Raw genomic sequence first — 22,054 nt, 5'->3', positions numbered from 1 at the left:
CGTGGCATACGGGCGTTCAATCCATGGGATCCCATGTATCTGGTCGAACCCGGGTGCCATCCGAGGCTGATGGTCCGAGTGTGCCCCGGGCCGAAGCCAACGAAGTCTTCGATTCCCTCCGCCGTATCGTGAGGCATTTGCGTCTCGCGGCGAACGCCTCCGAGTCCGCCGCCGGCATGAGCACGGCGCAGCTGTTCGTTCTGTCCCGGCTCGCGGAGGCGAAGGCCACCTCGATTCGTGAGCTCGCCGTGCGGACGATGACCGATCCGAGCTCGGTGTCCGTCGTGGTCGCGAAGCTCGAGGCGCGTGGCCTCGTGGAGAGAACGCCCGACGCGACCGATCGCCGTCGTGCGCTTCTCTCGCTGACGGCCGCGGGCAAGAAGCTGCTCGCCAAAGCGCCCGAGTTGCCGCAGGTCCGCCTTCTCGAGGCCGTCGAAGCGCTCCCGACTGCTCGGCGACGCGCGATCGTGAGCGCGCTCTCCGATCTCGTGACCGCGCTCGGTGCCGAGGCCGCGGAACCCCAGTTCTTCTTCGAAGACGAACCTTCGCGCAGCAGGGGCTCGAAAACGAGCTCGGCGAGGAAACGATGAATCCCGAGCACGAACGAATTCCGGGCGCGACGAACGATGGCCTTCCCGTCGCTCCGTCGATGGCGCCCACTCTCGAGAACCTGGCGCTGCCGCGTCACACGGCCGTCGTCGATCGACGCGTGGTCTTCATCTGCGCGCTTTCGATCGGGATCGCGCTGCTCGCCGGTCTCGTCGCGCGGCTCCTCGGGGCCCTCATCGCGCTCGTCACCAACCTGGCCTTCCACCATCGGCTGTCGCTCGAAGAAGTGGGGCCGATGGGCCACGGCCTGGGGATGGGGCTCGTTGCGATCCCCGTCGTCGGCGGCGTCGTCGTCGGATTGATGGCGCGCTTCGGCTCGAAGGCGATCCGCGGGCACGGAATTCCCGAAGCGATGGAGCAGGTGCTCTTCAACGAGAGCCGCATTCCCATCCGAATGACGTTCCTCAAGCCGCTCTCGGCCGCGATCGCGATCGGAACGGGCGGACCGTTCGGCGCCGAGGGCCCGATCATCGCCACCGGCGGCGCGCTGGGCTCGGTGTTCGGACAGCTGATTCACGTCACGGCTGACGAGCGAAAGACGCTCCTCGCCGCGGGAGCTGCCGCCGGCATGTCCGCCACGTTCGGCAGTCCCGTGGCGGCTGTTCTCCTCGCCGTCGAGCTCCTGCTCTTCGAGTTTCGGCCGCGATCGGTGATTCCGGTCTCGCTCGCTGCCGCGACGGCCACGGGGGTTCGCGCAGCGTTCGTCGGTTACGCGCCGGTCTTCCCCTTGCCGGAGCTGCTCGCTCCCGGAGGAACCGCCCTTGCGGTCTACATCGGCGTGGGCGCCGTGGTGGGCGTCGCGTCGGTGTTCGTGACGCGGCTCGTCTACTGGATCGAAGATGCGTTCGAGAAGCTGCCGATCCACTGGATGTGGTGGCCTGCGCTCGGTGGTATCGCCATCGGCGTGATGGGCCTCGTCGAGCCTCGTACGCTCGGTGTGGGGTACTCGAACATCGCGCTGACCCTCCAGGGACAGATCGTCGGGAAGGCGCTCGTCGTGCTCTGCGTGGCGAAGCTCGTCTCCTGGGCGATCGCGCTCGGCAGCGGCACCTCGGGAGGAACCCTCGCTCCGCTCTTCACGATCGGCGGCGCAACGGGCGCTCTGCTCACGGCCGTCGTGGCGTGGGCGCTGCCGGGCCACGCCATCGATCCTCGAATCGGCGCACTCGTCGGTATGGCGGCCATGTTCGCGGGCGCTTCGCGCGCGCTCCTCACGTCGGCGGTGTTCGCCTTCGAGTGCACGCGTCAGCCAATCGGTCTCTTGCCGCTGCTCGGTGGCTGCGCGTCGGCGTACCTGATTTCCAGCCTCATGATGGCCAACTCGATCATGACCGAGAAGCTGGTTCGCCGCGGTGCGCGCGTCACGTCGGACTATCGAACGGACTACCTCGACACCCTCAGCGTGAAGGACTTCGCCACGAGGGAGGTGGTCACGCTGGAGGCGAGGACTCCGCTCGCGGACGTGCGTGCGTTCTTCACGAGCGGCGCTCCCTCGGCCGAGCACCAGGGGTACCCCGTCGTGGAGGGCGACAAGGTCAAGGGCGTCGTCACCCGTCGTGACGTGCTGACCTCCAAGGAGGCAGGGCACATCACGGTCGGCGCCCTCGTGCGGCGAGCTCCCATCGCTGTTCGACCGGAGGATTCGCTCCGTCAGGCCGCCAATCACATGGTCGCCGCCGAGGTCGGACGCGTGGTCGTTCTGTCGGAGACCGGCAAGATCGTCGGCATCCTCACGCGTAGCGACCTGCTCGAAGCCCATGCCGGGCGTCTTCGCGCCGAGCGACGACGTGAGCGCGTTCGCTCTCCGCTTGCGCCCTGGCGCAAGTCCGCACCGGACGCCGATCCCGTTCCCATGTAGTCGGGCCCTGGCAGCCTGGTGATTCGGTCGGGAATGGACCGAATGAAGTGCCGACCGCATCGGCGGGACGCCCGCGCGCGTGAAGGCGCTCGGAGCGTTCATCGATTACGCCCAGAAGCACCCCGGCGTGGTGTTCATGCGAAAAGACGAGATCGCTCGCTTCGCCCTGGAAGACGCGGGCACCATTCGCGAGCGGGCCTAGAGCGCTCTAGCGCTTGGCTCGTTCGGCAAGCTTCGCGACGATGGCATCCCAGACGGCGTGCACGCGCGGGACGTCGCGGAGCGCACGATGCGTGACGAGGAAGAGCTCGTCGGACGGCCAGCTCGCCGCTTCTTCACGGAGCGCGGCGCTCGGTTTGATGGGAACGAGACCGTAGTGTTCGACGCTCGGCTCGGGCGCGAGCACCACGCCGACGTCCGCCTTGGCCACGGACAGCTGCACGGCCAGACTGTCCGAGCGAACCACCGGATCGACGCCCTTCACGTGGGAAGCGAACCAGCGCGCGGGCGGCACGTTCGAGAAGCGGTCACCCCAGGAGATCCACGGCGCATCGATCCACGCCCGAAGGCCACCGAGTTCCTTCGCCACCTTCGGTGACGCGGCCAGCACCCACCGCACGGTGCGGAGCTTCGTGACGAGCAGGTCGCCGCGCGCCGGCAAGACCGTTCGGAGCGCGATGTCCGCCTCGCGTCGCGTCAAGTCGCGGAGTGCCTCTCCCGGATCGATCTCGAGGCGCAGGGCAGGGTGACGCCCGAGGAGGTCCCCGAGGAGCGGCGCGAGCACGACCTCGGCGACGTCGGGCGGGCACGTCATGCGAACGGTTCCGGCGACCTCACGCTCGAGGCCTTCGGCGGCGTTCGTGAAGCGCGTCATCACGCGTTCCATCTCCTCGGCGACGGGCAGCAGATCTTCGGCGGATTTGGTCGGAGAGATCCCTTCGCGGCCGCGATCGAAGAGCGTCGCGCTCATGGTGCGCTCGAGCAGCGCGAGCCTTCGCGAGACCGTCGAAGCGTCGACGCCGAGCGCCTGACCGGCTCGATGCACCGTGCGCGAGCGGCAGAGCGCGAGGAAGAGCCGGACGTCGTCCCAGTGGAGGTCCTCTTGGCGAACCGCGGGCTTTCGATGCATGTGCGCAACGATACATTGTCGAATCGCAGATGGCGATGCATTCGCGCACGATGCAATCTCTCCCTCGGCGACGCGGCGCGCATCCAGCGCAGCGGCCAAAAGGAGAATCTCATGCGTACCTCTCTCGAAACGTTTCTCGTCGTCGGCGGCACGGGCAAGACGGGGCGTCGCGTCGCCCAGAAGCTCGCGGCGCGGGGCCACGCGGTTCGTATCGGCTCGCGGTCGAGCTCGCCGAGCTTCGACTGGAAAGAGCAGAACAGTTGGACGCACGCGCTGGACGGCGTCACGGCCGTCTACCTGACCTACTACCCCGACCTTGCCGTGCCGGGCGCGTCGGACGACGTCGCGCGCTTCGTGAAGCTCGCCGTCGAGCGAGGTGTCTCGCGCATCGTCCTTCTCTCGGGACGCGGGGAGCCGCAGGTCTTGCCCGCGGAGAAGGCGGTTCGGGAGTGCGGCGCGTCGTTCACGATTCTTCGCGCGGCCTGGTTCAGCCAGAACTTCAGCGAAGGCCACCTGCTCGATCCGCTGCGCGGAGGCGAGCTCGCCTTTCCGGCGGGCAACGTGGCCGAGCCGTTCCTCGACGCCGAGGACATCGCCGACGTCGCCGTCGAGGCGCTCACCGACGAGCGTCACAACGGTCATATCTACGAGCTGACGGGGCCGAAGCTCCTCACGTTCGCCGAGGCCGTCGGCGAGATTGCCAAGGCCTCCGGACGCGACCTTCGCTACGTGCCGGTCACGAGCGAAGAATACGCCCAGGCGCTCGCGGCGTTCATGCCCGCCCCGGAGGCGAGCTTCCTGACCGACCTGTTCCGCCACGTGCTCGACGGACACAATTCGCACCTCACCGACGGCGTCCAGCGCGTGCTCGGTCGAAGCCCACGCGACTTCGCTTCGTACGCGCGCGAAGCGGCGGCCACGGGCGTCTGGAACGCCTGACCGTCAGTCGTGGTCGTGGTGATGGTGGGCGTGCTCGTGCTCGTGGTGGCCGTGAGGCTCGCAGCGCGCATCGACCCAGCCTACCCAGGCGGCGCCGTCGGGGCCGTACTCACGCTTCCAGATGGGAACGTCCGCCTTGATGCGGTCGATGAGCGCTCGGCAAGCGGCGAAAGCCTCGCCGCGATGAGGAGCGCTCGCCGCGCAGACGATGGCGGCGTCGCCGACGGAGAGCGAGCCGACGCGATGGATGGCCGCGACGCGGACGCCCGGAATCTCGGCTTCGATGGCATCTGCGATGCGCGCCATCTCGCGTTTGGCCATCGATAGGTAGGCCGAATACTCGAGGCGCGTCACCTCGCGCCCATCGCTGTGGTCGCGAACCACGCCGAGAAACACGTCGATGCCTCCCGCGCCCGGGCGGCGGACGTGGGCGATGGCTTCGTCGACCGAGAGAGGAGCCTCTCGCAAGTCGACGAAGCTCACGGCTCGCCCTCGCGTCGCCAGTCGCCGCTCTTGCCGCCGCTCTTCTGCACGAGACACACGTCGAAGGTCATCCCGCGGTCGATGGCCTTCACCATGTCGTAGAGCGTGAGGGCGGCCGTGCTTGCTGCGACCATCGCTTCCATCTCGACGCCCGTTCGATCGCGAGCCTCGGCGGTTGCGTCGATGACGGCGATGCCGCCGTCGAGGACGATGGAGACCTCGACGCGCGTGAGCTGGATCCCATGGCAGAGCGGGATGAGCTCGCTCGTCTTCTTGGCGGCCTGAATGCCCGCGATGCGCGCGGCGGCGAGCACGTCTCCCTTTGGCGTGTCCCCGGCGGCGAGCTTCACGAAGGTCTCGGGCTGCATTCTCACGCGCGCGCGAGCCACCGCGCGTCGCGAGGTGACGGCCTTCTCGCCGACGTCGACCATATGCGCATGGCCGCCCTCCGTGAGATGGGTGAGGGTGAACTTCGAATCGCCTGCGTCGTCGGACATGGGGGACACTCTAGTGCGGCGGGCTCTCGAGCTGGTAGACGCACTCGTCCGCGTAGCCATCGGGGAGCTTTGCGACACGGTGGAGCACGCCGACGCGCCGGAAGCCGATCGATTCGTAGAGGGCGATCGCCGGCTCGTTGAACGTCCGCACGCGTAGCCTCATGTTCCAAACGCCGTTGTCACGCGCGGTCGCGATCAACGTCTGCAGCAAGAGGCGGCCGAGTCCTTTGCTGTGCTGCGCGGCGAGCACGCCTAGCCCGAGCTCTGCGCAGTGAGCCGAGAAGCTGCCGGCATCGACGGCCATGTTCGTCGTGCCGACGACCTCTCGACCAAGGTACGCCGCGATGAAGACGTTTTTCGGATGCGCGGCGCTGCTTTGGAGAAAGGCGGCTTCGCTTTCGACGCTCATGGCCTCGAAGTACTCGGGCGGATGATTGAGGTTCCGATAGGCCTGCCGCGTGAGCTCGCGAACGTAGGTGAGCACCGGCCCGGCGTCCGTTCCGACCGGGGAACGTAGCTCCACGGTCTCACCGGTTCGGAGCTGCGCGGTCACGGGCGCGATCTTCATGGCCGGAACCCTATCGGAAGAATCGGGTGGAGGGGAGGTCGCTCGCGCGGGCCCGAGCTCGGATTGTGTACGATTTGCTTCATGATGCATGCCGATTCGAAAGCATTATCGGACGGGCTGCGCGGGCCTAAGTTCGTGGCGTGCAAGGAGACACGACCATGAACGCGACGCTCTCTCTCGATCACTATCGCTTGCTCGGACGCTCCGGCCTGCGCGTATCGCCGCTCGCGCTCGGCACCATGACCTTCGGTTCCGACTGGGGCTGGGGCGCGGATGCCGCCGAGTCCCGACGCATCTTCGATGCGTACGTCGACCGTGGAGGCAACTTCGTCGACACCGCGAACTTCTACACGAACGGCACTGCCGAAACGCTCGTGGGTGAGTTCTCGAAGGGCAAGCGCGAGCGCCTCGCCATCGCCACCAAGTACACTCTCTCGATGCGCCCTGGCGATCCGAACTCGGGCGGCAATCACCGCAAGAGCATGTTCCGCTCGGTCGAAGCGAGCCTCGAGCGCCTGAAAACCGACTACATCGATCTCCTCTACGTGCATGCTTGGGACGGAACCACCGGCGTCGACGAAGTGCTTCGCGGACTCGATGATCTCGTGCGCTCCGGCAAGGTCCTCTACGCGGGAATCTCCGATGCTCCCGCGTGGCAGGTCGCGCGCATGCAGGCCATCGCCGATCTCCGAGGCTGGTCTCCGTTCGTGGGGCTCCAGATCGAGTACAGCCTCCTCCAGCGCACCGTCGAGCGGGAGCTCATTCCGATGGCGCGGGAGATGGGACTGGGCGTCTTGCCGTGGTCTCCGCTCGGCAGCGGCGTTCTCACCGGCAAGTACACCAAGGCCGATCTCGCGGTCGGAGAGGGCGCCGCGAGCGCCGCGGGAACGCGCAAGAACGTCGCGGCAGCGAACGGCGCACTGAACGAGCGCGGTCTCGCCATTGCCGACGTCGTGAAGGGCGTCGCCTCGGAGCTCGGAAAGACGCCGAGCCAGGTTGCCCTCGCCTGGACGCTCCTCGAGTCGGGCGTCACCGCGCCCATCATTGGTGCACGCACGCTGAAGCAGCTCGAGGACAACCTCGGCGCGCTCGACGTGGTGCTGGACGGCTCCTTCCGCGAGCGACTCGATCGCGCGAGCGCCATCGAGCTCGGTTTCCCGCATGATTTCCTCGTCAAGCCAATGACCCAGAACGTGATCTTCGGAGGGGCGAAGATCGCACCTCGGCCGGCGTTCTGAGCCGCCTTTTTCGAGGCCCCGCGCTCGTCGTGCGCGCTGCCGCTGGCGTGCGGATGGTGTCCGGTCAGTCGCAGAGATCGGACAGCAGGACCACGTCGACTTCTTCGCCGGCGGCGACGCCCGTGACGTCTTCGGGGATGAAGGCGAGGGCCTCGGCCTGGGCCATGCTGGTGACCGCGCCGCTCGCTTGGTTACCGAACGTGGTAACCATGAGTCCGCGCGGTCCGTGACCGAGCGTGGCACGGGCGAGCTCGAGTCGCCCCGGATCGTGGGCATGCGCGCGCGTCATGCGGGCACGAACGAACGGGGGGAATGGGCGCGCGTCGCCCTGGAGCGCGCGCAAGAGCGGAATGCCGAAGAGCGCGAAGGTGACGATGGCGCTGGCCGGATTGCCGGGCAGGCCGAAGACGATCGCGTCGCGGCGGCCCGGTCGAGCGAAGCGACCGATCGCGAGTGGCTTGCCGGGTTTGATCGCCACGCGCCAGAACTCGAGCGTCACACCGACAGCCTCGAGCGCGGGCCGAACGAGGTCGTGATCGCCCACGCTGACGCCACCAATGGTGACGAGCACGTCGGCGTCTTCCAGAGCCGACGCGAAGGCACGCTCGTGCGCCCCTTTGTCGTCGCGCACGTAAGGAAGCACGCGGCACGTGGCGCCGGCGCGACGAGCCATGGATCGGAGCGCCACGGTGTTCGATTCGGGAATGGTGCCGGGAACGGCCTCGCTTCCCGGGCGACGCAGCTCGTCACCCGTTGCGAGGATCGCGACGACCGGCTTCGTGGTGACGGTGAGCACCGAGCGATCGACGGCAGCGGCGAGCGCGAGATGACCCGGGCGAAGGCGTGTTCCTCGTGGAATGGCGACGGCACCTGCAGCGAGATCAGCACCGCGCGCGCGTACGTGTTGGCCTGCCCGCGGGCGCGTGCCGAGGATGGCCATGTCACCTTCGCGCACCACGTTCTCCTGCATGACGATGGCGTCGGCGCCCTCCGGCAGCGGTGCGCCGGTGAAGATGCGCATCACGGTGTGCGAGGCGAGAGGCGGTGCGACCTCACCGGTCTTGCTCTCGCCGACCACCGGCAGGCGGTAGGGCTCGGCGCCTTCCAGATCGCGCGTGCATACCGCGTATCCGTCCATCGCGCTGTAGTCGAACGCGGGCAGATCGCCGGGCGCGACCACGTCTTCCGCGAGCGTGCGCCCTTCGGCTTCTTCGAGCTCGACGGACTCGGATGCGAGCTCCGGCGAACCAAGTGGCGAACCAAGTGGCGAACCAAGTGGCGAACCAAGTGCGAGGATTCGGGCGAGCGCGTCTTCGAATCGAAGCATCGACAGAACCGCTAACACAGTTCGCTGCCTCGTTCCGCACGCTCAGCGCGCGAGCGCCAGCACCGCGGCATGCACGCCCTGAACCACGGCGGCCATCCGCGCGTAGTCGAGGGTTTCGGGACGATCGCCGTCCGTGTGATAGGCCTGATTCCGCAAGAACGCGGTGTCCGTGACCATCAGTGCCGGATAGCCCGCGCTCCAATAGCTTCGGTGATCCGACCAATCGACGCCGGGCAGCACGAAGGGGCCGGTCATCGAGTACGTCGGAATCGCTCGTGTGCCGAGCATGGCGCTCTTCACGGTGCGCGCGATGGCAGCGTCGTCGTCGCGTCCGACGAGCGCGATGAAGTTGCCGCGGCTCGGGTAGAAGGGGCGCACCGCGATGGATGGGTAGTGCTGACTGTCTTCGGCGTCCGAGAAGTACCCGATCATCTCGAGCGCGAGCATCGCTCGAACGCGCACGCCTTTGTTCGCGAGTGACTGTGCATGATGCACGCTTCCCATGTGCGGTGTCGCGAAGTAGGGCGGCTCTTCGGTCGAGTACGCGACGAGGTCGATGCGAACGGGCAGGGCATCGAGTGCCGTGCGCGAAGCCCCGAGGAGGCGCGCCAGCTCGAGTAGTCCGGCCACTCCGCTCGCATTGTCGTCGGCGGCCGGGTGGGCCCCGCAGGCGTCGTAGTGCGCTCCGACCACGATGCGCTCGGCGGCTTCGTCGGCACGGCCGAACGACGCAACGACGTTCCGAAACGGGCCTTTCGCACCGGGAACGTCGAAAGACTGCGAGGTGATGCGTGCGCCGGCCTTCGACGCTGTCGTCTCGATGAAGCTCGCGGCTGCTTCCAGGTTCTCGAGCGATGTCGAATCGCGTGGAAAATAACGCTCACTCAAGGCTCGAACGTCGGCTTCGAGCCGCGATGGTTCGACGGGAATGGGCGGCGTCGCGACGTTGTCGGCAGCGCGAACGAAGGGCTGCGTGGTCGTGTACCAGAGCCAGATCAAGCCTACCGCGAAGGGGATCGCGACGGATCCGTGCGGGATCCTGCGGAGGCCCCGGCCGAGGAGATCATGGGCTCGCAACACGCGATCACGAACGTACACGGAGCGCCGACAATCGCGCTCCTGGGAATGTTCCCGGAAAGGGCGTCAGAGCTCGTCGGCCGCGAAGGCCATGACGTCGCGGATCGAAGTCGTGCCGCACGCGAGGGCCACGAGGCGGTCGAAGCCGATGGCGTTGCCGCCGCTGTCCGGCATGCCCTTGGCGAGGGCCTCGAGGAAGCGCTCGTCGATGGGGTAAACCGGTTTGCCGAGTCGTGTGCGCTCGGCCTGATCGTGGAGGAATCGCGCGCGCTGCTCGCGGGCGTCGGTCAGCTCGCCGAAGCCGTTGCACAGTTCCACCCCGGCGACGTACAGCTCGAAGCGCTCGGCCACGCGAGGATCGGATGGCTTTTTCCGAGCCAGCGATGCCTGTGTTGCGGGGTACTCGGTGACGAACACGGCGCGATCGAGCTTGGCGAGGGCAGGTTCGACGACGTCGACGAGGAGTCGATAGAAGCGGTCTTCGTCATGCTCGGCGAGGCGCAGCGTCTCTTCGGGCTCGATGCCCGCAAAGCGACGATAGGCTTCGACGATGGTCAGGCGATCGATGGGCGGCCTGACGTCGATCGTGCGGTCTCCGAGGCGCACCCAGCCGCCGGTGACACGCGCGACGAGCTGCTCGGTGTCGCGCATGATGGCTTCGACGCCAGCGTGAGGACGATAGAACTCGAGAATCGTGAACTCGGGATTGTGCCGCGATCCGAGCTCGCCCGCGCGGAACGCACGCGTGATCTGGAAGATGCGCCCGTGGCCCTCCGCGAGGAGCCGCTTCATCTGGTATTCGGGCGAGGTGATGAGATAGCGCGGGGGCGTGCCCTCCGGGACCACGATGCCGGTGGGAACGGCCTCGAATGCGTCGAGGTGAACGTCGAGCCCAGGGCATGGAACGGCGAGGGGCGTCTCGACCTCCATGTAGCCGCGGCCCTCGAAGAAGGCGCGGGTCTGGGCGAGGATCTTCGCGCGCGCGGCGAGAAGCTTCACGGAGCGAGTCCGCGCAAGAGCACGTCGGAGAGCTGGGTAGCGGCGCGTCCTAAGGCGCCATGCTCGGCGCGCCCGAGCGCCCAGGTCAGGGTGATCCCGTCGAGCGCTCCGAACACGGCGCGTGCAGCGATATGCGGTGAGACGTCTTTGCGGAAGTCGCCGCTCGCCTGACCGTCCGAGACGATGCGCGCGATGGCATCGAGGTACGCCGTGAATTTCGGTGCCGCGAACTCCTTGAGGAGCTTCGTCGACTGGCGAATGATGACCGTGACGACCTCGGCGAACTCGCGTTCGCCCTCGAGGAGACCGAGCTGCATGTCGATGACGGCGCGCAGGCGCTGAGGCGCCGTCGGCAGCTTGGGAAGCTCATCGCTCATGAACGCGAGGAGCTTCTCGACGCGATCCTCGAAGAGGGAGATGAGGACCTCCTCCTTCGACTTGAAGTAGAGGTAGATCGTTCCGTCCGCCACGCCGGCCGCCTTGGCCACATCGCTCACGCGCGTCGCGTGGAAGCCGTTCTTCGCGAAGACTCTGACCGCGGCCTTGAGGATGCGGTCGCGCTTGTCGCCCGAACGGCGGCGCTTCGCCCCTTCGCGCGCTTCGGCCCCTCGCGCGCTACGGCCCCTTCGCGCACTACGGACTGGGCGGCGCGCGGCTTGAGGGAAGGGCGTGAGTCGCGCGCGTCCCCCTTCTTCGCGGGCCCCCGCTCGCGTTTCCGCAAACTGAGTGAGGATTCACTCATTGAGGAGCGAGGTACCAAACGGGCAGGCGCAGGTCAACGCGGAAGCCCGACCTGCGGCTCCCGGCCTCCAGGCACCGAGCGTGAAGCGCGCGTTTTGCTCAGCGCGCGGCCATCATCAGCATGCGCTCGGCGAACGTCGCGATCTGCGAGCCCATCCAAGGGCCAAGGAGCACGAGCGCGGCAATGACGGCGAGCAGGCGCGGTAGGTGCGCGATCGTCGGATCCTGGATTTGCGACGCCGCTTGCAGCGCAGCGACCGCCAAGCCGACCATGGCTGCGACGCCGAGAACAGGCAGTGCAACGGCGACGGAGAGCATGAGCGCGTTCTGCGCTTGCTCGAGGAGCGCCGCCGGCGGCACCTCAGCCCCCGTCGGCGTCCGCGGCGTCCGCAGCGTCGGCGTCCGAGGACGCATCGCTCGCAGCGTCCGAGCCCGAATCGGGGAGGGGCGTGGGCCCACTGTCGGTCGTCGGTCCGCCGTCGCCGGCGCCGCCGACCGTGTTCAGCTTGCAGATCGGGACCGTGGCCTGGTTTCGATCGGCCGGGCAGCAGCGGTCGGTATTCGAACCGCCGGCATTGGTGAACTGGCTCGCCGGCGTGCAGACGAGGCCGTCCTGGCAATCGTCGTTGCCGTTGAGGAACTCGCAGCGATCACCCTCACCGCTGTTCGAGCAGGCGATGAGCGCAACGGTCGACAAGATCGCGCCAGCGGCTGCGTAGCCGAGCAGACGACGAAGGTTCCTGGGGCGTCGAGCCGTTTTCATCGGCTCCTTGATGGCACGGAAGCTCGCCGGATGGCAAGGGCGTTCACCCAGGCGTTTTCTGGGCCGTTTTCAGGCAGGTTTCAGCCGCGACGAGGTCCGAGCTTCTCTTCTTTGGCCTCGACGGCTTGCGCGAAAAGCGAAACGTACTGCGCCGCACTCGCCATCGAGAACACGAGGGACATGTAAACGAGCGCGCGCCCGACGTGGACCATGTCGACGATCCCCAGATCGAGGCCCAGATAGGACATGTGGTACGGGTAGCCGGACAGCAGCAAGATGATGCCGATCATCTGCAGCGCCGTCTTCGTCTTGCCTTCCTGGCCGGCGGAGATCACGACGCCCTCGCTCGCGGCGACGCCACGAAGCCCGGTCACGCTGATTTCACGCGCGAGAAGGACGATGACGACCCACGCCTGGATGCGGCCCATCGGGACCATCCAGACGAGGCAGGCCATGACGATCAGCTTGTCGGCGAGGGGATCGAGCAGCTTGCCGAGAATGCTGACGACGCCGAGCTTGCGCGCGAGGTAGCCGTCCAGGACGTCGGTGAGTGCCGCCAGCGTGAAGACGATCGCCGCCCAGAACCCCGATCGCGGTGTGTCCTTGTCGAGGAACCACAGGCAGAGCGGGATCATGACGATCCGCCCGAACGTCAGGAGGTTCGGAATGTTCACCGCGTCTTGCGCGAGCGAACGCCGCACCTCTTTGCGGCGCTGTCGCGGGTCGAGCTGTGGCGAACTCTGATCCTGCACGACCGAGGATGTAGACCTTTGCGAGGCGGGCGTCATCCCCGAAGGGAGACTTCTGTGCAGGATCGCGAGGTTCGCGTTCAACCGCCAGTGACGAAGATCCGGCCTTCGCCGGCGAAGCTCACGAGACCGCGCTGCCCGCAGGGGGCTTCGTTCGGCGCGAGTGCGCGCGGAACGAGCCGGCCGAACCAGCCGAGGACCACCTCCCGCCGGACGGTGAGGCCGCGTCCACCCTGTACCTCGAGCGGAAGGACGTCGCCGATGGCCTCGAGCAGGACCGCGCCACTGCCTCGGAGCTGGACGATGGCAACGGATTCACCTTCACCTGTCGCGAGGCGACCATTCTCGTAGGTCAGCTCGAAGTCCCAGCCGAGAAGCACGTCTTCGCGGACGAAGCACATCTCGTCTTGGAGGAGGAGCGGCGTGATCTTGCGACCGGGGCGCGGACCGAGGACCAGCTGGCCCTCGCCGTTCGCGTGGATGACCGGGCTTCCGACGCCACCGAACGACTCGCCGGTCGACTTGCCCTTCAGCTGGCGTTCGAGCACCTTCGTCGAAAGACCGTTCGCGAGCACGCGAACCGCTTCGAGTCGCGCGGCGAAGCCGGGCGCGGTCGTTTGAACGAGTGCTACGCCCGACGGATGCATCGCCGTACGGCTCGCCGTCGGGAACGTGATCGAAGGCACCGGTCCGATCGGGACGACGGCCGGCGGCGCCGCCGTCACCACACCGATCGGAGCGAGGTTCGGCGGCGGGGGCGTCGGCACGCGCAGCATCGGCGGCGGAAGCGTGCGCTTGGCGCCGTTGAATTCTTCGTGCGCCGGCGGTTTCTGGCTCGGCGGAGGTACGCGCACCACCGGAACGACCATCGGCCTGCGAAGTGACGGCGCGCCGGATTCGTCGATGGCGAACGAAGGGGAACGAGGGGACGGCACGGCGCTCAGCGCAGCCAGATCCGCATCGGGCGCGGCCGGAGGAACGCCGACGATCAGCGTCGGCCGACGCTCCTCCTGCGGAGGTGCGCCGAGCTGCGGGATCGGGGGCGGGGGAGGCCCGTCCATCGTGGGCGGCTTCTTGGTCGGCACGCGGGCGGGCGGCGCGTCTTGGCGCTGGCCGAGCTCGACTTGCCGCCAGTCGCCCGTCTCTTCGGTCGAATCGCTCTTCCCCTCGGCCAGGCCGAAGCTCAACTCGCCGGCGTCGAGCTCCTCGAAGGCGGCGGCGACCACATCGCGAACTTCGCGCGACGGAATGCTCTCCGGCGGAGCGGGCGCGATCGACGAACCCGAGAGACGCTGCGCGACGCGACGAGCCATCTGGGCGTGGCCGCCGTGCGTGAACGCCTTCTCGGCCTCGGCGAGATCTCCGAGGCGGTCACATGCCAGACCGAGATAGCCCCAAGCGCGCGTGTGGTTCGGATTCAGCGCGAGGAGAGCTTCGAGATCGCGCCGCGCCAACGCGGCCTGCCCCGTCTTGAGGTAACAGAGGGCGAGGTTCAGCAGCAGCGCGGTGTCACGCGGGTTCTTCCGGCGAAGCTGCTCGTAGATCGTGATGGCGCGCGGGTAGAGCCCGAGCCGGAAATAGACGACCGCCAGGAGATCCTGGCCCTTCGCGTCACGAGGCTGGAGATGGAGCGCGCGCTCCAACTCCTCTTTCGCTTCGTGGACACGGTTGTCCTGAAGCAGCTCGCTGCCTCGATAGAGATGGAAGAGGAAGTCCTCGTTGGCTCCATCCGTCGGCGCTTCGCTCTCCGGCCCTTGCCCCATTCCGAATGCGGAGGAGAGCGCCAGCGGCTCCACATCGCCTGCGTCAGGTTCGCCCCGCTGGCTGCGCATACTCATGTCAGCGTACACGAGCCGCGCGGCTCGTGGCGAGCGTCGCCCACAGGATTGATACACTTGCGACCGGAAGGAGTGCGAGGACCGCCGCCATCCCACCGAGTGGACCCGCGTTCCCACCACCCCACGAGGTCGCTGCCACCCTCGCTTCGAACATGCCACCGCCTAGCAAAAGTGCGTTGACGAAAAGCCATGACGTATGCGCTCCCCACGCGAGCCAAGCACCACGGTCGTGAATCCATAGGGCACCGAAGCCGAGGCCGAGGATGAGCTCGACCGCGACCGTCGCGAGCGCCGTTCCAGGCTCGCCGATCGCCGCTGCCGCGCCGATGACCCCACATGCGATCACCTTCGGGACGGCCGACGACGTTCCTGCGAGCGCGCGGAGCACGACGCCACGCAGAAGGAGCTCGTCGCGCACGGAGGTGAGGCCGGCGGCGAGGAGCGCGGTGGCGATCATCGAGATCTGCGCAGGCGCGCGTTCGAGGACCACCGCGCGCGTCGACACGAGAAAGAGTGCGACCATCGCCCCGGCTCCGGCGCCGAAGGCTGCTCCGATCGCGATGCGCCGCGCGACGAGCGGGCCGCTCGTTCGCTCCATGTCATCGGGCGCTGTCCAGCGAACGTCGAGCCGTCCGGTTCCCCACTCCGCGACGATGGCCTGAGCCACCGACGCGGCGAGCGACCGGCTCTCGAGGAGCATGCCGACGACGCGCACCGCGGCATTGATTGCGACGCCCCAGCCCGCGATGCGGAGCGGAGCCCAAGGACGTTCGGACGTTGCCGCGGAGCTACCCATGTTTCGAGTGCGACGACGACCCTCAGCCGATTGCTCGACGGAGCTCTTCGCCTTGCGCGAGCAGTCCCGGGAGACCGCCGGTATGGAGGAACAACACGTTGGCGTCGCGGCGGATGTCTCCACGCGCGACGGCGCGAGCGACACCGAAGAGGGCCTTACCCGTGTACACGGGATCGAACACGAGCCCGGTGGCGCGCGCGACTCGAACGAGGAACTGCTTCTGCTCGTCGGACATGCTCGCGTATGCAGGCCCCTTCGCGCGATCGTCGACGACCAGGCGTGCTGCGCCGTCGGGCGCGACGGCATCGCCGCTTCCCGGCTCTACGAACGCCACCTCCGGAAGGGACGGGTCGAGCCCGCGGAGCTCGATGGTGATTCGCGCGATGATCTTCGTGAAGTACGCGCTGTCGTCGCAAACGGCGAATGCCCACGCTTCACGCGCCACGCCGTGATACGCGGCTCCGAGCGCGACGCCAGCGGCCGTTCCACCCGAGCCGCACGCGTGCGCGACGACGTCGAACCGCGGAGCCTCCGGCGATCGGCCGCGCCCGGTGTGCGACGTGGCCGTGGCGTCCGCGAGGCCTAGGTCGACCTGCTGCTTCGTCTCACGCATCGCTTCCACGTAGCCGAGAGCTCCGATGCCGTTCGAACCGCCTTCCGGCACGATGTACGCGGCCTCGCCATTCAGGGCGAGCTCGGCGCGCGCCTTTTCCATGATGGCGTTGCGCTCTCGGTATTCGTCGGGCGAGATGAAGCGGATCTCCGCGCCCGCGAGGCGATCGAGCAGCACGTTCCCCACGAGATCGAGCGAGCTCTTGCGCGCGGCGGCGGGATCGGGAACGCGCAAAAAGAGGATGCTGCGAAGACCGAGCTGCGCGCACGCGAGCGCGGTGGCTCGCGCGTGGTTCGACTGCAGACCGCCGCACGTGATCACGGTCATCGCGCGCTTTTCGACCGCGTCGGCGAGCAGGAACTCGAGCTTGCGGAGCTTGTTGCCCGCCTCGGGGCCCCCGGTCATGTCGTCGCGTTTGACCCAGACGTTGGCACCCACGATTTCGTCGAGCGCCTGGCGCCGAACGAGCGGCGTCGGACCGTGGACGAGATGGAGGCGCGGGCGGCGGTCGCTCATCGCGCGTCGTTCATCCGAGCGTGAACAGCTTGCCGTTGGCTTCGATGGTCGCGCCCTCGGTCACGTGGACCTCGAGGACGGTGCACGCCGCCTTTGCCTTGACCTCGTTCTCCATCTTCATCGCTTCGACGACGCAGAGCGTCTGGCCGGCGGCGACTTCGTCTTTCGCGGCGACGAGGATGCGCACCACGCGACCGGGCATCGGCGACTTGACGTGCTTGTCTCCGCCCGAGGTCGCGCCCTTCTTCGCCGCGGCCGCCGCGCGCTGGCGTTCGCTTTCGACGCGCACGTAGGAGCGATGACCGCTGGCGACGGCGCCGAGCTCCGGGGGATGGCCCTCGGTCGTCAGGTCGACCATGCGACCGCCGACGCGAACGGAGAGCGCGCCAGGGACGGAAACCACGTCGACCGGGAGGCGTTCGTTACCCACGCGGACATCGAGCTCGCCGGAGGGCAACTCGGTGACGTCGACCACGATCGGTTCCGCGCCGGGCGCGGGGTCCAGGTTCACGAAATAGCGCATGCTCGCGCCCGACATTCTTCCGAATCGTCGAGCCCGTCAAGCGGGCCGTCGGTCGTCGGGCCGGAACGCATGTCGGTGTGTGCTCGTGGCGGCCGCGCCGTGTGCAGGCATCGCGAAGGCTACGTCGAAGGTACGTTCCTCGTGCCCGTCGAAGGCCACATGCCCGGTCTTTCCGACGTCGAGACCGAACACGATCGTCTCGCGGGCGGCGCCCCCATCGAGACCGAGCTCGAGCAGAACGCGGCGGTAGCAATTGCCACCCTTCGGCATCACGGCGTCGACCCAGCCGATGGCACGACGCAGGCGCGCCCGTCCGATGGGGCCGCGCTGTTTCTTCTTGCTCCCGCGAACGCGCATCGACGTAACGGCGTGCTCGGGCAACTCGGAAAGGCGCTTCCGTTCCGCGTAACGCACCTCGCGCAGCGTGCGCGCGATCTCGAGCGCGAAGCGGTCTGCCTTTTCGGCCATCACGTCCGGGTGGTCGGCGGCTCGCTCGGCGACGAAGGTGAAGTCGTGCCGGCCGGTGATCACGAGCCCGGCCGTAGCGAGCTCACAGGCGAGTGGCTCTTCGTCGAAGAAGCAGTGCGCATAGCCGACTGGGCCGAAGCGATCGCCAGGCTCGGGCGCACGAACGCCGACGCGTCGCAGGATGCGCCGCGGTGCATCCACGAGGGCTCGCCCAAGATGGGTTCCGTCGTCGACGACGGGCACGTGCAGAACGATCGCGCGTCGCGCCGCGCGGCTCGCGAGCGAGAGGAGGTGGCTTCGTGCGTCGGCCGAAGGGATGCTCTCGTAGACGCCGCGAACGACGTGCACCACGTCTGCGCTCGCCGTCCCGAGCTCGTCGACGGACGTGTCGCTCTCCGCCGTGCTCTCCTGCTTCCGGATCTCGAGCACCTCGGAGCCGACGGCGATACCCGCCACCGAAGCCAGCGAAGCCGATGCTGGGACGCGATGTGCGCGGAGCCGGCGCAGTGCGTCTTCCCCGTCTTCGCGCGTCGGCCCCTGCCGAAGCTCACGCCATGCACGCGCGAAGAAGGACATCGTCAGGAACGTTTACCCACTCTCGGCCAGGCGCGCATCGCAAGGTTTGGAGAGCGTTATGGATCGCTCGCGAACCAGCCTCTGGATCGCGGATAGCCCCCGTTTCGGGCCCCATTGTCGATGCGATCTGGCGCGGTTGACGAACTTTCGCGGACTTACGCGTGAAGGCGGAAGTGAGCACAGCTGGCGCAGTTGGTGCACACATGTGAGCCAGTGTCAGCGCGAGCCAGGGCCCCGAAGAAAGGACGCTGAAGCCTGATCGAGCACGTCCGATTCCGAGAATCGCACGATGACTCATCCGCCCAAGCGATCCCTTTTACGGTGCCTTGCCAATCGTTGCCTATCGAAGCCGAAAGGGAAGGAGCCTCCCGCCACCCGTCGTTCGTGTGTGCCTGAGTTTCGTTTCGTGGTTCGCCTTCTGAAAAACTGAACGTCTCGTCCACGCGCGTCGCGCGAAGCTTTCGAGCACTCCTCGCCGACCGTTCCAGCCGGACCTTGCACGCGTTCACGCCGCGTGCAGGGAAGAGCTCTAGCGAGCTCACGCTCCGTCGGACCGGTCGGCTTTCCTATTTTGTCCGCTGACGCAGTGCCTCCAGCGCTTTGTCTGCTTGGCCTCTCGCGCGCTGGGCGGTAGATGGCGGCATGCCCGTTCAGATCGGTCGGCCCATCTCGCTCTCGGATCTCGAAGACGTTGCCGTTCGAGGTCGCCCTGTCGCCTTCGCCGAAGAAGCTCGCGCGAAGGTCGTTCGCTCACGCGCGGCCATCGACGCCATCGCCAACGCGGGCGACGGCGCTCCCCGCGTCTACGGCGTGAACACAGGCTTCGGCGCGCTCAGCGAGACGCGCATCGGCGCGGCCGACGTTCGTGCGCTGCAGCAGAACCTCGTTCGCTCGCACACGACGGGCGTGGGCCCGAACCTCTCGCCCGCCGAAGTGCGCGGCATGATGCTCCTGCGAGCCCAGGTGCTCGCCCTCGGCCACTCGGGCGTGCGTCCGGAGCTGGTCGACGTGCTCGTCGCGATGCTCAACGCCAAGGTCCACCCGCGCATCCCCTCGCAGGGCTCGGTCGGCGCTTCGGGCGACCTCGCGCCGCTCGCGCACCTCGCGCTCACGATGATCGGCGAGGGCGAAGCGCAGCTCGGCGATGGTCCGATTCGTCCGAGCGCCGACGTGCTTCGGGAGGCGGGCGTCACCCCCGTCACGCTCGAGGCGAAGGAAGGCCTCGCGCTCATCAACGGCACGCAATACATGGCGTCGCTCGGAACGCTCGCATTGCTCGAGGCCGAACGTCTCTGCGTCGCGGCCGACCTCGCCGGTGCCATGAGCCTCGAGGCGCTGAAAGGATCGAGCCGTCCGTTCGACGAGCGCTTGCACATCGCGCGACCTCATCCGGGGCAGGCCACCGTCGCCAACAACCTGCGCGTGCTGCTCGCCGACAGCGCGATCGCCGAGAGCCATCGTGACTGCGGCAAGGTCCAGGACGCGTATTCGCTGCGCTGCATGCCGCAAGTCCACGGCGCCTCGCGCGACGCACTCGGCTGGGTGCGCAGTGTGCTCGAGCGCGAGGTCAATAGCATCACGGACAACCCGAGCGTGTTCGTCGACCGCGGCGAGACCGAGATCATCAGCGGGGGAAACTTCCACGGGCAACCGCTCGCGCTCGCGCTCGACCTGGCGGCGATGGCCGCCGCGGAGCTCGCGAACATCAGCGAGCGGCGCGTCGAACAGCTCGTCAACCCGGCGCTTTCCACAGGGCTCACGCCGTTCCTCGCAGCAGGCAGCGGTCTTCACTCGGGCTTCATGATCGCGCAGGTGACCAGCGCCTCGCTCGTCAGCGAAAACAAGGTCCTTTGCCATCCGGCGAGCGTCGACTCGATTCCTTCGTCAGCAGGTAAGGAAGATCACGTCTCGATGGGAAGCGTGAGTGCCAAGAAACTCCGTGACGTCGTCAAGAACGTTCGCGCGTGCCTCGCGATCGAGATCATGACGGCGGCGGCGGGTCTGGATCAGCGCGCTCCGCTCACGCCGAGCAAGGGCGTGGCTGCGGCACTGAAGAAAGTGCGCGAGAAGGTCGCTCCGATGGTCGGCGACCGCCCGCTCTACGGAGACATCGAGTCCGTCAGCGGTTTGGTGGCCTCACACGAGCTCGTCCGCACGGTCGAAAGCAGCGTCGGCGCGCTCGCCTGAGGTCTCTTCGCGACGGTGCACACGCGTTTGGGGTGAACGCCTCGGCGTCCAGGGATGACGAAGTCCAGCTCGGCGGCGTGGCGCGAACCCTGCGTAGAGGGTAAGCCATTCTGGTCGTTTTGGGGCACGAAGGGGGCGAGCTCATGGGCGCTCACGGTGACGTGAGGCTCGTGGGCTCGGGGCCCGACCCGGCGGAGGGGCATGATGGCGAGCGTCGTCTCGAAAGGTCCATCTCACGATGATCGTGCGGCTCGAGAGCCGTCGGATCTTCCTGCGGCGCGCGCCTTCGACCTTCGCGACCTGACGGTCGATCAGATCCGCGAGCGACGCGTCGTTCGCTATGGCGTCGCGGTGGTGATCACGACGGTCGCGTACGTCATCCAGCGCGCGATCTGGCCGTACATCCCGCCGTCCCCTCAGCTCTTCTTCTACCCGGCGATCTTCCTCGCCGCCTGGTTCGGCGGAACGGGGCCGGGGCTCGCCGCGACGTTCGTTTCGTGCGTGTGGATCGCGCACGGCTTCTTGCCCCCGGAGGGGTTCTTCGCGGTGAGCGATGCCTCCGACTTGCTCGATCTCGGGCTCTTCGCGTCCGTCGCCGCAGGAATCAGCGCGGCGATGGGGCGGCTCCGCGCGGCTCTTCGGCGCGAGCGCGCGGCCGCGCGTGAAGCGGAGCTCGCGCGACGCGCCACGGAGGCCACGTGGTCGATGATCGCCCACGACCTGCGTACCCCACTCAACGTGATCCAGCTGAGCTCGAGCGAGCTGGAGAGGCGTCTCCAGGACGACGAGCCCGACGTCGAACGCGCCGAGCGTGCGGTGCAGGTGATCCAGCGCTCGACGACGCGCGCGCGCGATCTCGTGCAAGACGCAATGGACGCCATGCGCCTCGCCGGAGGCGCGATGCCCATCGAGCGGGATTCCTACGACGCGCGCGAGCTGTCGGCGGAGGCGATCGATGCCGTCAACGTGCTCGCGCAGCGCAAAGGCGTTCGCCTCTCGATGCGCATCGACGTGACGCGCACGATCGATTGCGATGCACCGCGCGTCTTGCAGGTTCTGTCGAACCTCCTCGGCAACGCAATCAAGTTCACGCCTGCCGGCGGCCAGGTGGTGCTCTCGGTCGAAGACGCACTCGCCGGCGTGCGCTTCGCCGTGACCGACACCGGTAGGGGCATCTCGGACGAAGAGCTCGGGGCCATCTTCGCGCGCTACTGGACGCGCGACCGCGCGGCCGGCATCGGACTCGGCTTGTGGATCGCCAAGGCCATCGTCGAGGCCCACGGCGGTACGCTCACCGTGCGAAGCCGACTCGGCGAGGGGTCGACGTTCTCGTTCGTCCTACCCACCCAGTCTGCTGCACACCTACCCGAGAACGAGCGGCCGAGCTCGACCTGGTAGCCCCTCTCGGACTCGAACCGAGACGTCCTTCCGGACCAGAGATTTTAAATGTGCCGAGAAGGTTTCGGCATGCCGCGTGTAGCTGGAAAACCGGGGGCTCGCCCCGTGGCGCCACCGCTGAACCGGGGCTTCACCCAGTCGTTCACCCACTCTGGCGGGGAG

At 67.7% G+C, this 22,054-nt stretch carries 23 protein-coding genes; 7 read left to right on the top strand and 16 right to left on the bottom strand.

Translation table 11 applies throughout. The features are described 5' to 3' along the window. Positions 1–80 precede the first annotated feature (80 nt). From AKJ09_RS45075 to AKJ09_RS55835, 3 genes are all read left to right on the top strand, one after another. Positions 81–590, top strand: a complete 510-nt coding sequence (locus tag AKJ09_RS45075; protein WP_169928404.1) for a MarR family winged helix-turn-helix transcriptional regulator — start codon at positions 81–83, stop codon at positions 588–590. After that, positions 587–2,467, top strand: a complete 1,881-nt coding sequence (locus tag AKJ09_RS45070) for a chloride channel protein (RefSeq protein WP_240488845.1) — start codon at positions 587–589, stop codon at positions 2,465–2,467. Before AKJ09_RS45075 ends, AKJ09_RS45070 begins: the two co-directional genes overlap by 4 nt. 79 nt (positions 2,468–2,546) lie before the next feature. After that, complete coding sequence (locus tag AKJ09_RS55835) at positions 2,547–2,669, top strand: hypothetical protein (RefSeq protein WP_275936703.1); 123 nt, start codon at positions 2,547–2,549, stop codon at positions 2,667–2,669. A gap of 6 nt (positions 2,670–2,675) precedes the next feature. Here the strand turns inward: AKJ09_RS55835 and AKJ09_RS45060 are convergent, their stop codons facing one another. Then, positions 2,676–3,596 carry a LysR family transcriptional regulator gene (locus AKJ09_RS45060; protein ID WP_146654034.1) on the bottom strand — a complete coding sequence of 307 codons (921 nt, stop codon included), beginning with the start codon at positions 3,594–3,596 and terminating at the stop codon, positions 2,676–2,678. 111 nt (positions 3,597–3,707) lie between these two features. On the opposite strand from AKJ09_RS45060, the gene AKJ09_RS45055 reads away from it, so the two are divergent. Next, positions 3,708–4,535 carry an NmrA family NAD(P)-binding protein gene (locus tag AKJ09_RS45055; protein ID WP_146654033.1) on the top strand — a complete coding sequence of 276 codons (828 nt, stop codon included), beginning with the start codon at positions 3,708–3,710 and terminating at the stop codon, positions 4,533–4,535. Positions 4,536–4,538: 3 nt separating this feature from the next. On the opposite strand, the gene AKJ09_RS45050 is transcribed toward AKJ09_RS45055, so the two are convergent. The 3 genes from AKJ09_RS45050 to AKJ09_RS45040 are packed head-to-tail and all read right to left on the bottom strand — an operon-like array spanning position 4,539 to position 6,083. Then, a complete protein-coding gene (locus tag AKJ09_RS45050) occupies positions 4,539–5,018 on the bottom strand; it encodes a molybdenum cofactor biosynthesis protein MoaE (RefSeq protein WP_240488844.1) in 480 nt (159 codons plus the stop codon). Next, on the bottom strand, positions 5,015–5,515 hold the full coding sequence (gene moaC, locus AKJ09_RS45045) for a cyclic pyranopterin monophosphate synthase MoaC (RefSeq protein WP_146654032.1): 501 nt from the start codon (positions 5,513–5,515) through the stop codon (positions 5,015–5,017). Before moaC ends, AKJ09_RS45050 begins: the two co-directional genes overlap by 4 nt. Before the next feature lie 10 nt (positions 5,516–5,525). Next, positions 5,526–6,083 (bottom strand): GNAT family N-acetyltransferase, encoded by a 558-nt coding sequence (locus tag AKJ09_RS45040; protein ID WP_169928402.1) that lies wholly within the window; start codon positions 6,081–6,083, stop codon positions 5,526–5,528. Between the two features lie 158 nt (positions 6,084–6,241). Between AKJ09_RS45040 and AKJ09_RS45035 the strand changes: the two genes are divergently transcribed. After that, positions 6,242–7,321, top strand: a complete 1,080-nt coding sequence (locus AKJ09_RS45035; protein ID WP_146654030.1) for an aldo/keto reductase — start codon at positions 6,242–6,244, stop codon at positions 7,319–7,321. 64 nt (positions 7,322–7,385) lie between these two features. Here AKJ09_RS45035 and AKJ09_RS45030 read toward each other — a convergent pair whose 3' ends face one another. The 12 genes from AKJ09_RS45030 to AKJ09_RS44975 all read right to left on the bottom strand — a co-directional run bounded on the left by AKJ09_RS45030 (position 7,386) and on the right by AKJ09_RS44975 (position 18,307). Then, positions 7,386–8,648 carry a molybdopterin molybdotransferase MoeA gene (locus AKJ09_RS45030; protein ID WP_146654029.1) on the bottom strand — a complete coding sequence of 421 codons (1,263 nt, stop codon included), beginning with the start codon at positions 8,646–8,648 and terminating at the stop codon, positions 7,386–7,388. 42 nt (positions 8,649–8,690) lie between these two features. Next, entirely contained in the window at positions 8,691–9,728 is a 1,038-nt protein-coding gene (locus AKJ09_RS45025) for a M28 family peptidase (RefSeq protein ID WP_169928400.1), read from the bottom strand. A 63-nt stretch (positions 9,729–9,791) separates the two neighbouring features. Then, positions 9,792–10,724 (bottom strand): EF-P lysine aminoacylase EpmA, encoded by a 933-nt coding sequence (epmA, locus tag AKJ09_RS45020; RefSeq protein WP_169928397.1) that lies wholly within the window; start codon positions 10,722–10,724, stop codon positions 9,792–9,794. After that, positions 10,721–11,275, bottom strand: a complete 555-nt coding sequence (locus tag AKJ09_RS45015; RefSeq protein WP_275936756.1) for a TetR/AcrR family transcriptional regulator — start codon at positions 11,273–11,275, stop codon at positions 10,721–10,723. The genes epmA and AKJ09_RS45015 overlap by 4 nt, the downstream gene beginning before the upstream one ends. A gap of 289 nt (positions 11,276–11,564) precedes the next feature. Further along, positions 11,565–11,825 (bottom strand): flagellar biosynthetic protein FliQ, encoded by a 261-nt coding sequence (locus AKJ09_RS45010; protein WP_169928395.1) that lies wholly within the window; start codon positions 11,823–11,825, stop codon positions 11,565–11,567. Position 11,826: 1 nt separating this feature from the next. Further along, complete coding sequence (locus AKJ09_RS45005) at positions 11,827–12,228, bottom strand: hypothetical protein (protein WP_146654024.1); 402 nt, start codon at positions 12,226–12,228, stop codon at positions 11,827–11,829. Positions 12,229–12,308: 80 nt separating this feature from the next. Then, complete coding sequence (gene pgsA, locus AKJ09_RS45000; protein ID WP_240488843.1) at positions 12,309–12,980, bottom strand: CDP-diacylglycerol--glycerol-3-phosphate 3-phosphatidyltransferase; 672 nt, start codon at positions 12,978–12,980, stop codon at positions 12,309–12,311. Between the two features lie 77 nt (positions 12,981–13,057). After that, positions 13,058–14,815 (bottom strand): tetratricopeptide repeat protein, encoded by a 1,758-nt coding sequence (locus AKJ09_RS44995; protein WP_146654022.1) that lies wholly within the window; start codon positions 14,813–14,815, stop codon positions 13,058–13,060. Between the two features lies 1 nt (position 14,816). Further along, positions 14,817–15,611 (bottom strand): CPBP family glutamic-type intramembrane protease, encoded by a 795-nt coding sequence (locus tag AKJ09_RS44990; protein ID WP_146654021.1) that lies wholly within the window; start codon positions 15,609–15,611, stop codon positions 14,817–14,819. Between the two features lie 22 nt (positions 15,612–15,633). Next, positions 15,634–16,740 (bottom strand): 1-aminocyclopropane-1-carboxylate deaminase/D-cysteine desulfhydrase, encoded by a 1,107-nt coding sequence (locus AKJ09_RS44985; protein WP_146654020.1) that lies wholly within the window; start codon positions 16,738–16,740, stop codon positions 15,634–15,636. Positions 16,741–16,750: 10 nt separating this feature from the next. Beyond that, a complete protein-coding gene (locus tag AKJ09_RS44980) occupies positions 16,751–17,278 on the bottom strand; it encodes an acyl-CoA carboxylase biotin carboxyl carrier protein subunit (protein ID WP_146654019.1) in 528 nt (175 codons plus the stop codon). Positions 17,279–17,299: 21 nt separating this feature from the next. Continuing rightward, positions 17,300–18,307, bottom strand: a complete 1,008-nt coding sequence (locus AKJ09_RS44975) for a hypothetical protein (RefSeq protein ID WP_146654018.1) — start codon at positions 18,305–18,307, stop codon at positions 17,300–17,302. 642 nt (positions 18,308–18,949) lie between these two features. On the opposite strand from AKJ09_RS44975, the gene hutH reads away from it, so the two are divergent. Together hutH and AKJ09_RS44965 are read left to right on the top strand one after the other, a co-directional pair. Continuing rightward, positions 18,950–20,494, top strand: coding sequence for a histidine ammonia-lyase (gene hutH / locus AKJ09_RS44970; RefSeq protein WP_146654017.1), 1,545 nt, complete (start codon positions 18,950–18,952; stop codon positions 20,492–20,494). Positions 20,495–20,695: 201 nt separating this feature from the next. Beyond that, positions 20,696–21,892, top strand: coding sequence for a sensor histidine kinase (locus AKJ09_RS44965; RefSeq protein ID WP_146654016.1), 1,197 nt, complete (start codon positions 20,696–20,698; stop codon positions 21,890–21,892). Positions 21,893–22,054 lie beyond the last annotated feature (162 nt).

Origin of the sequence: Labilithrix luteola (genome assembly GCF_001263205.1) — a bacterium.
Taxonomy (GTDB): domain Bacteria; phylum Myxococcota_A; class Polyangia; order Polyangiales; family Polyangiaceae; genus Labilithrix; species Labilithrix luteola.
Note: the sequence above shows the minus strand (reverse complement) of the source record. Positions and strands in the feature narration are given on the sequence as shown.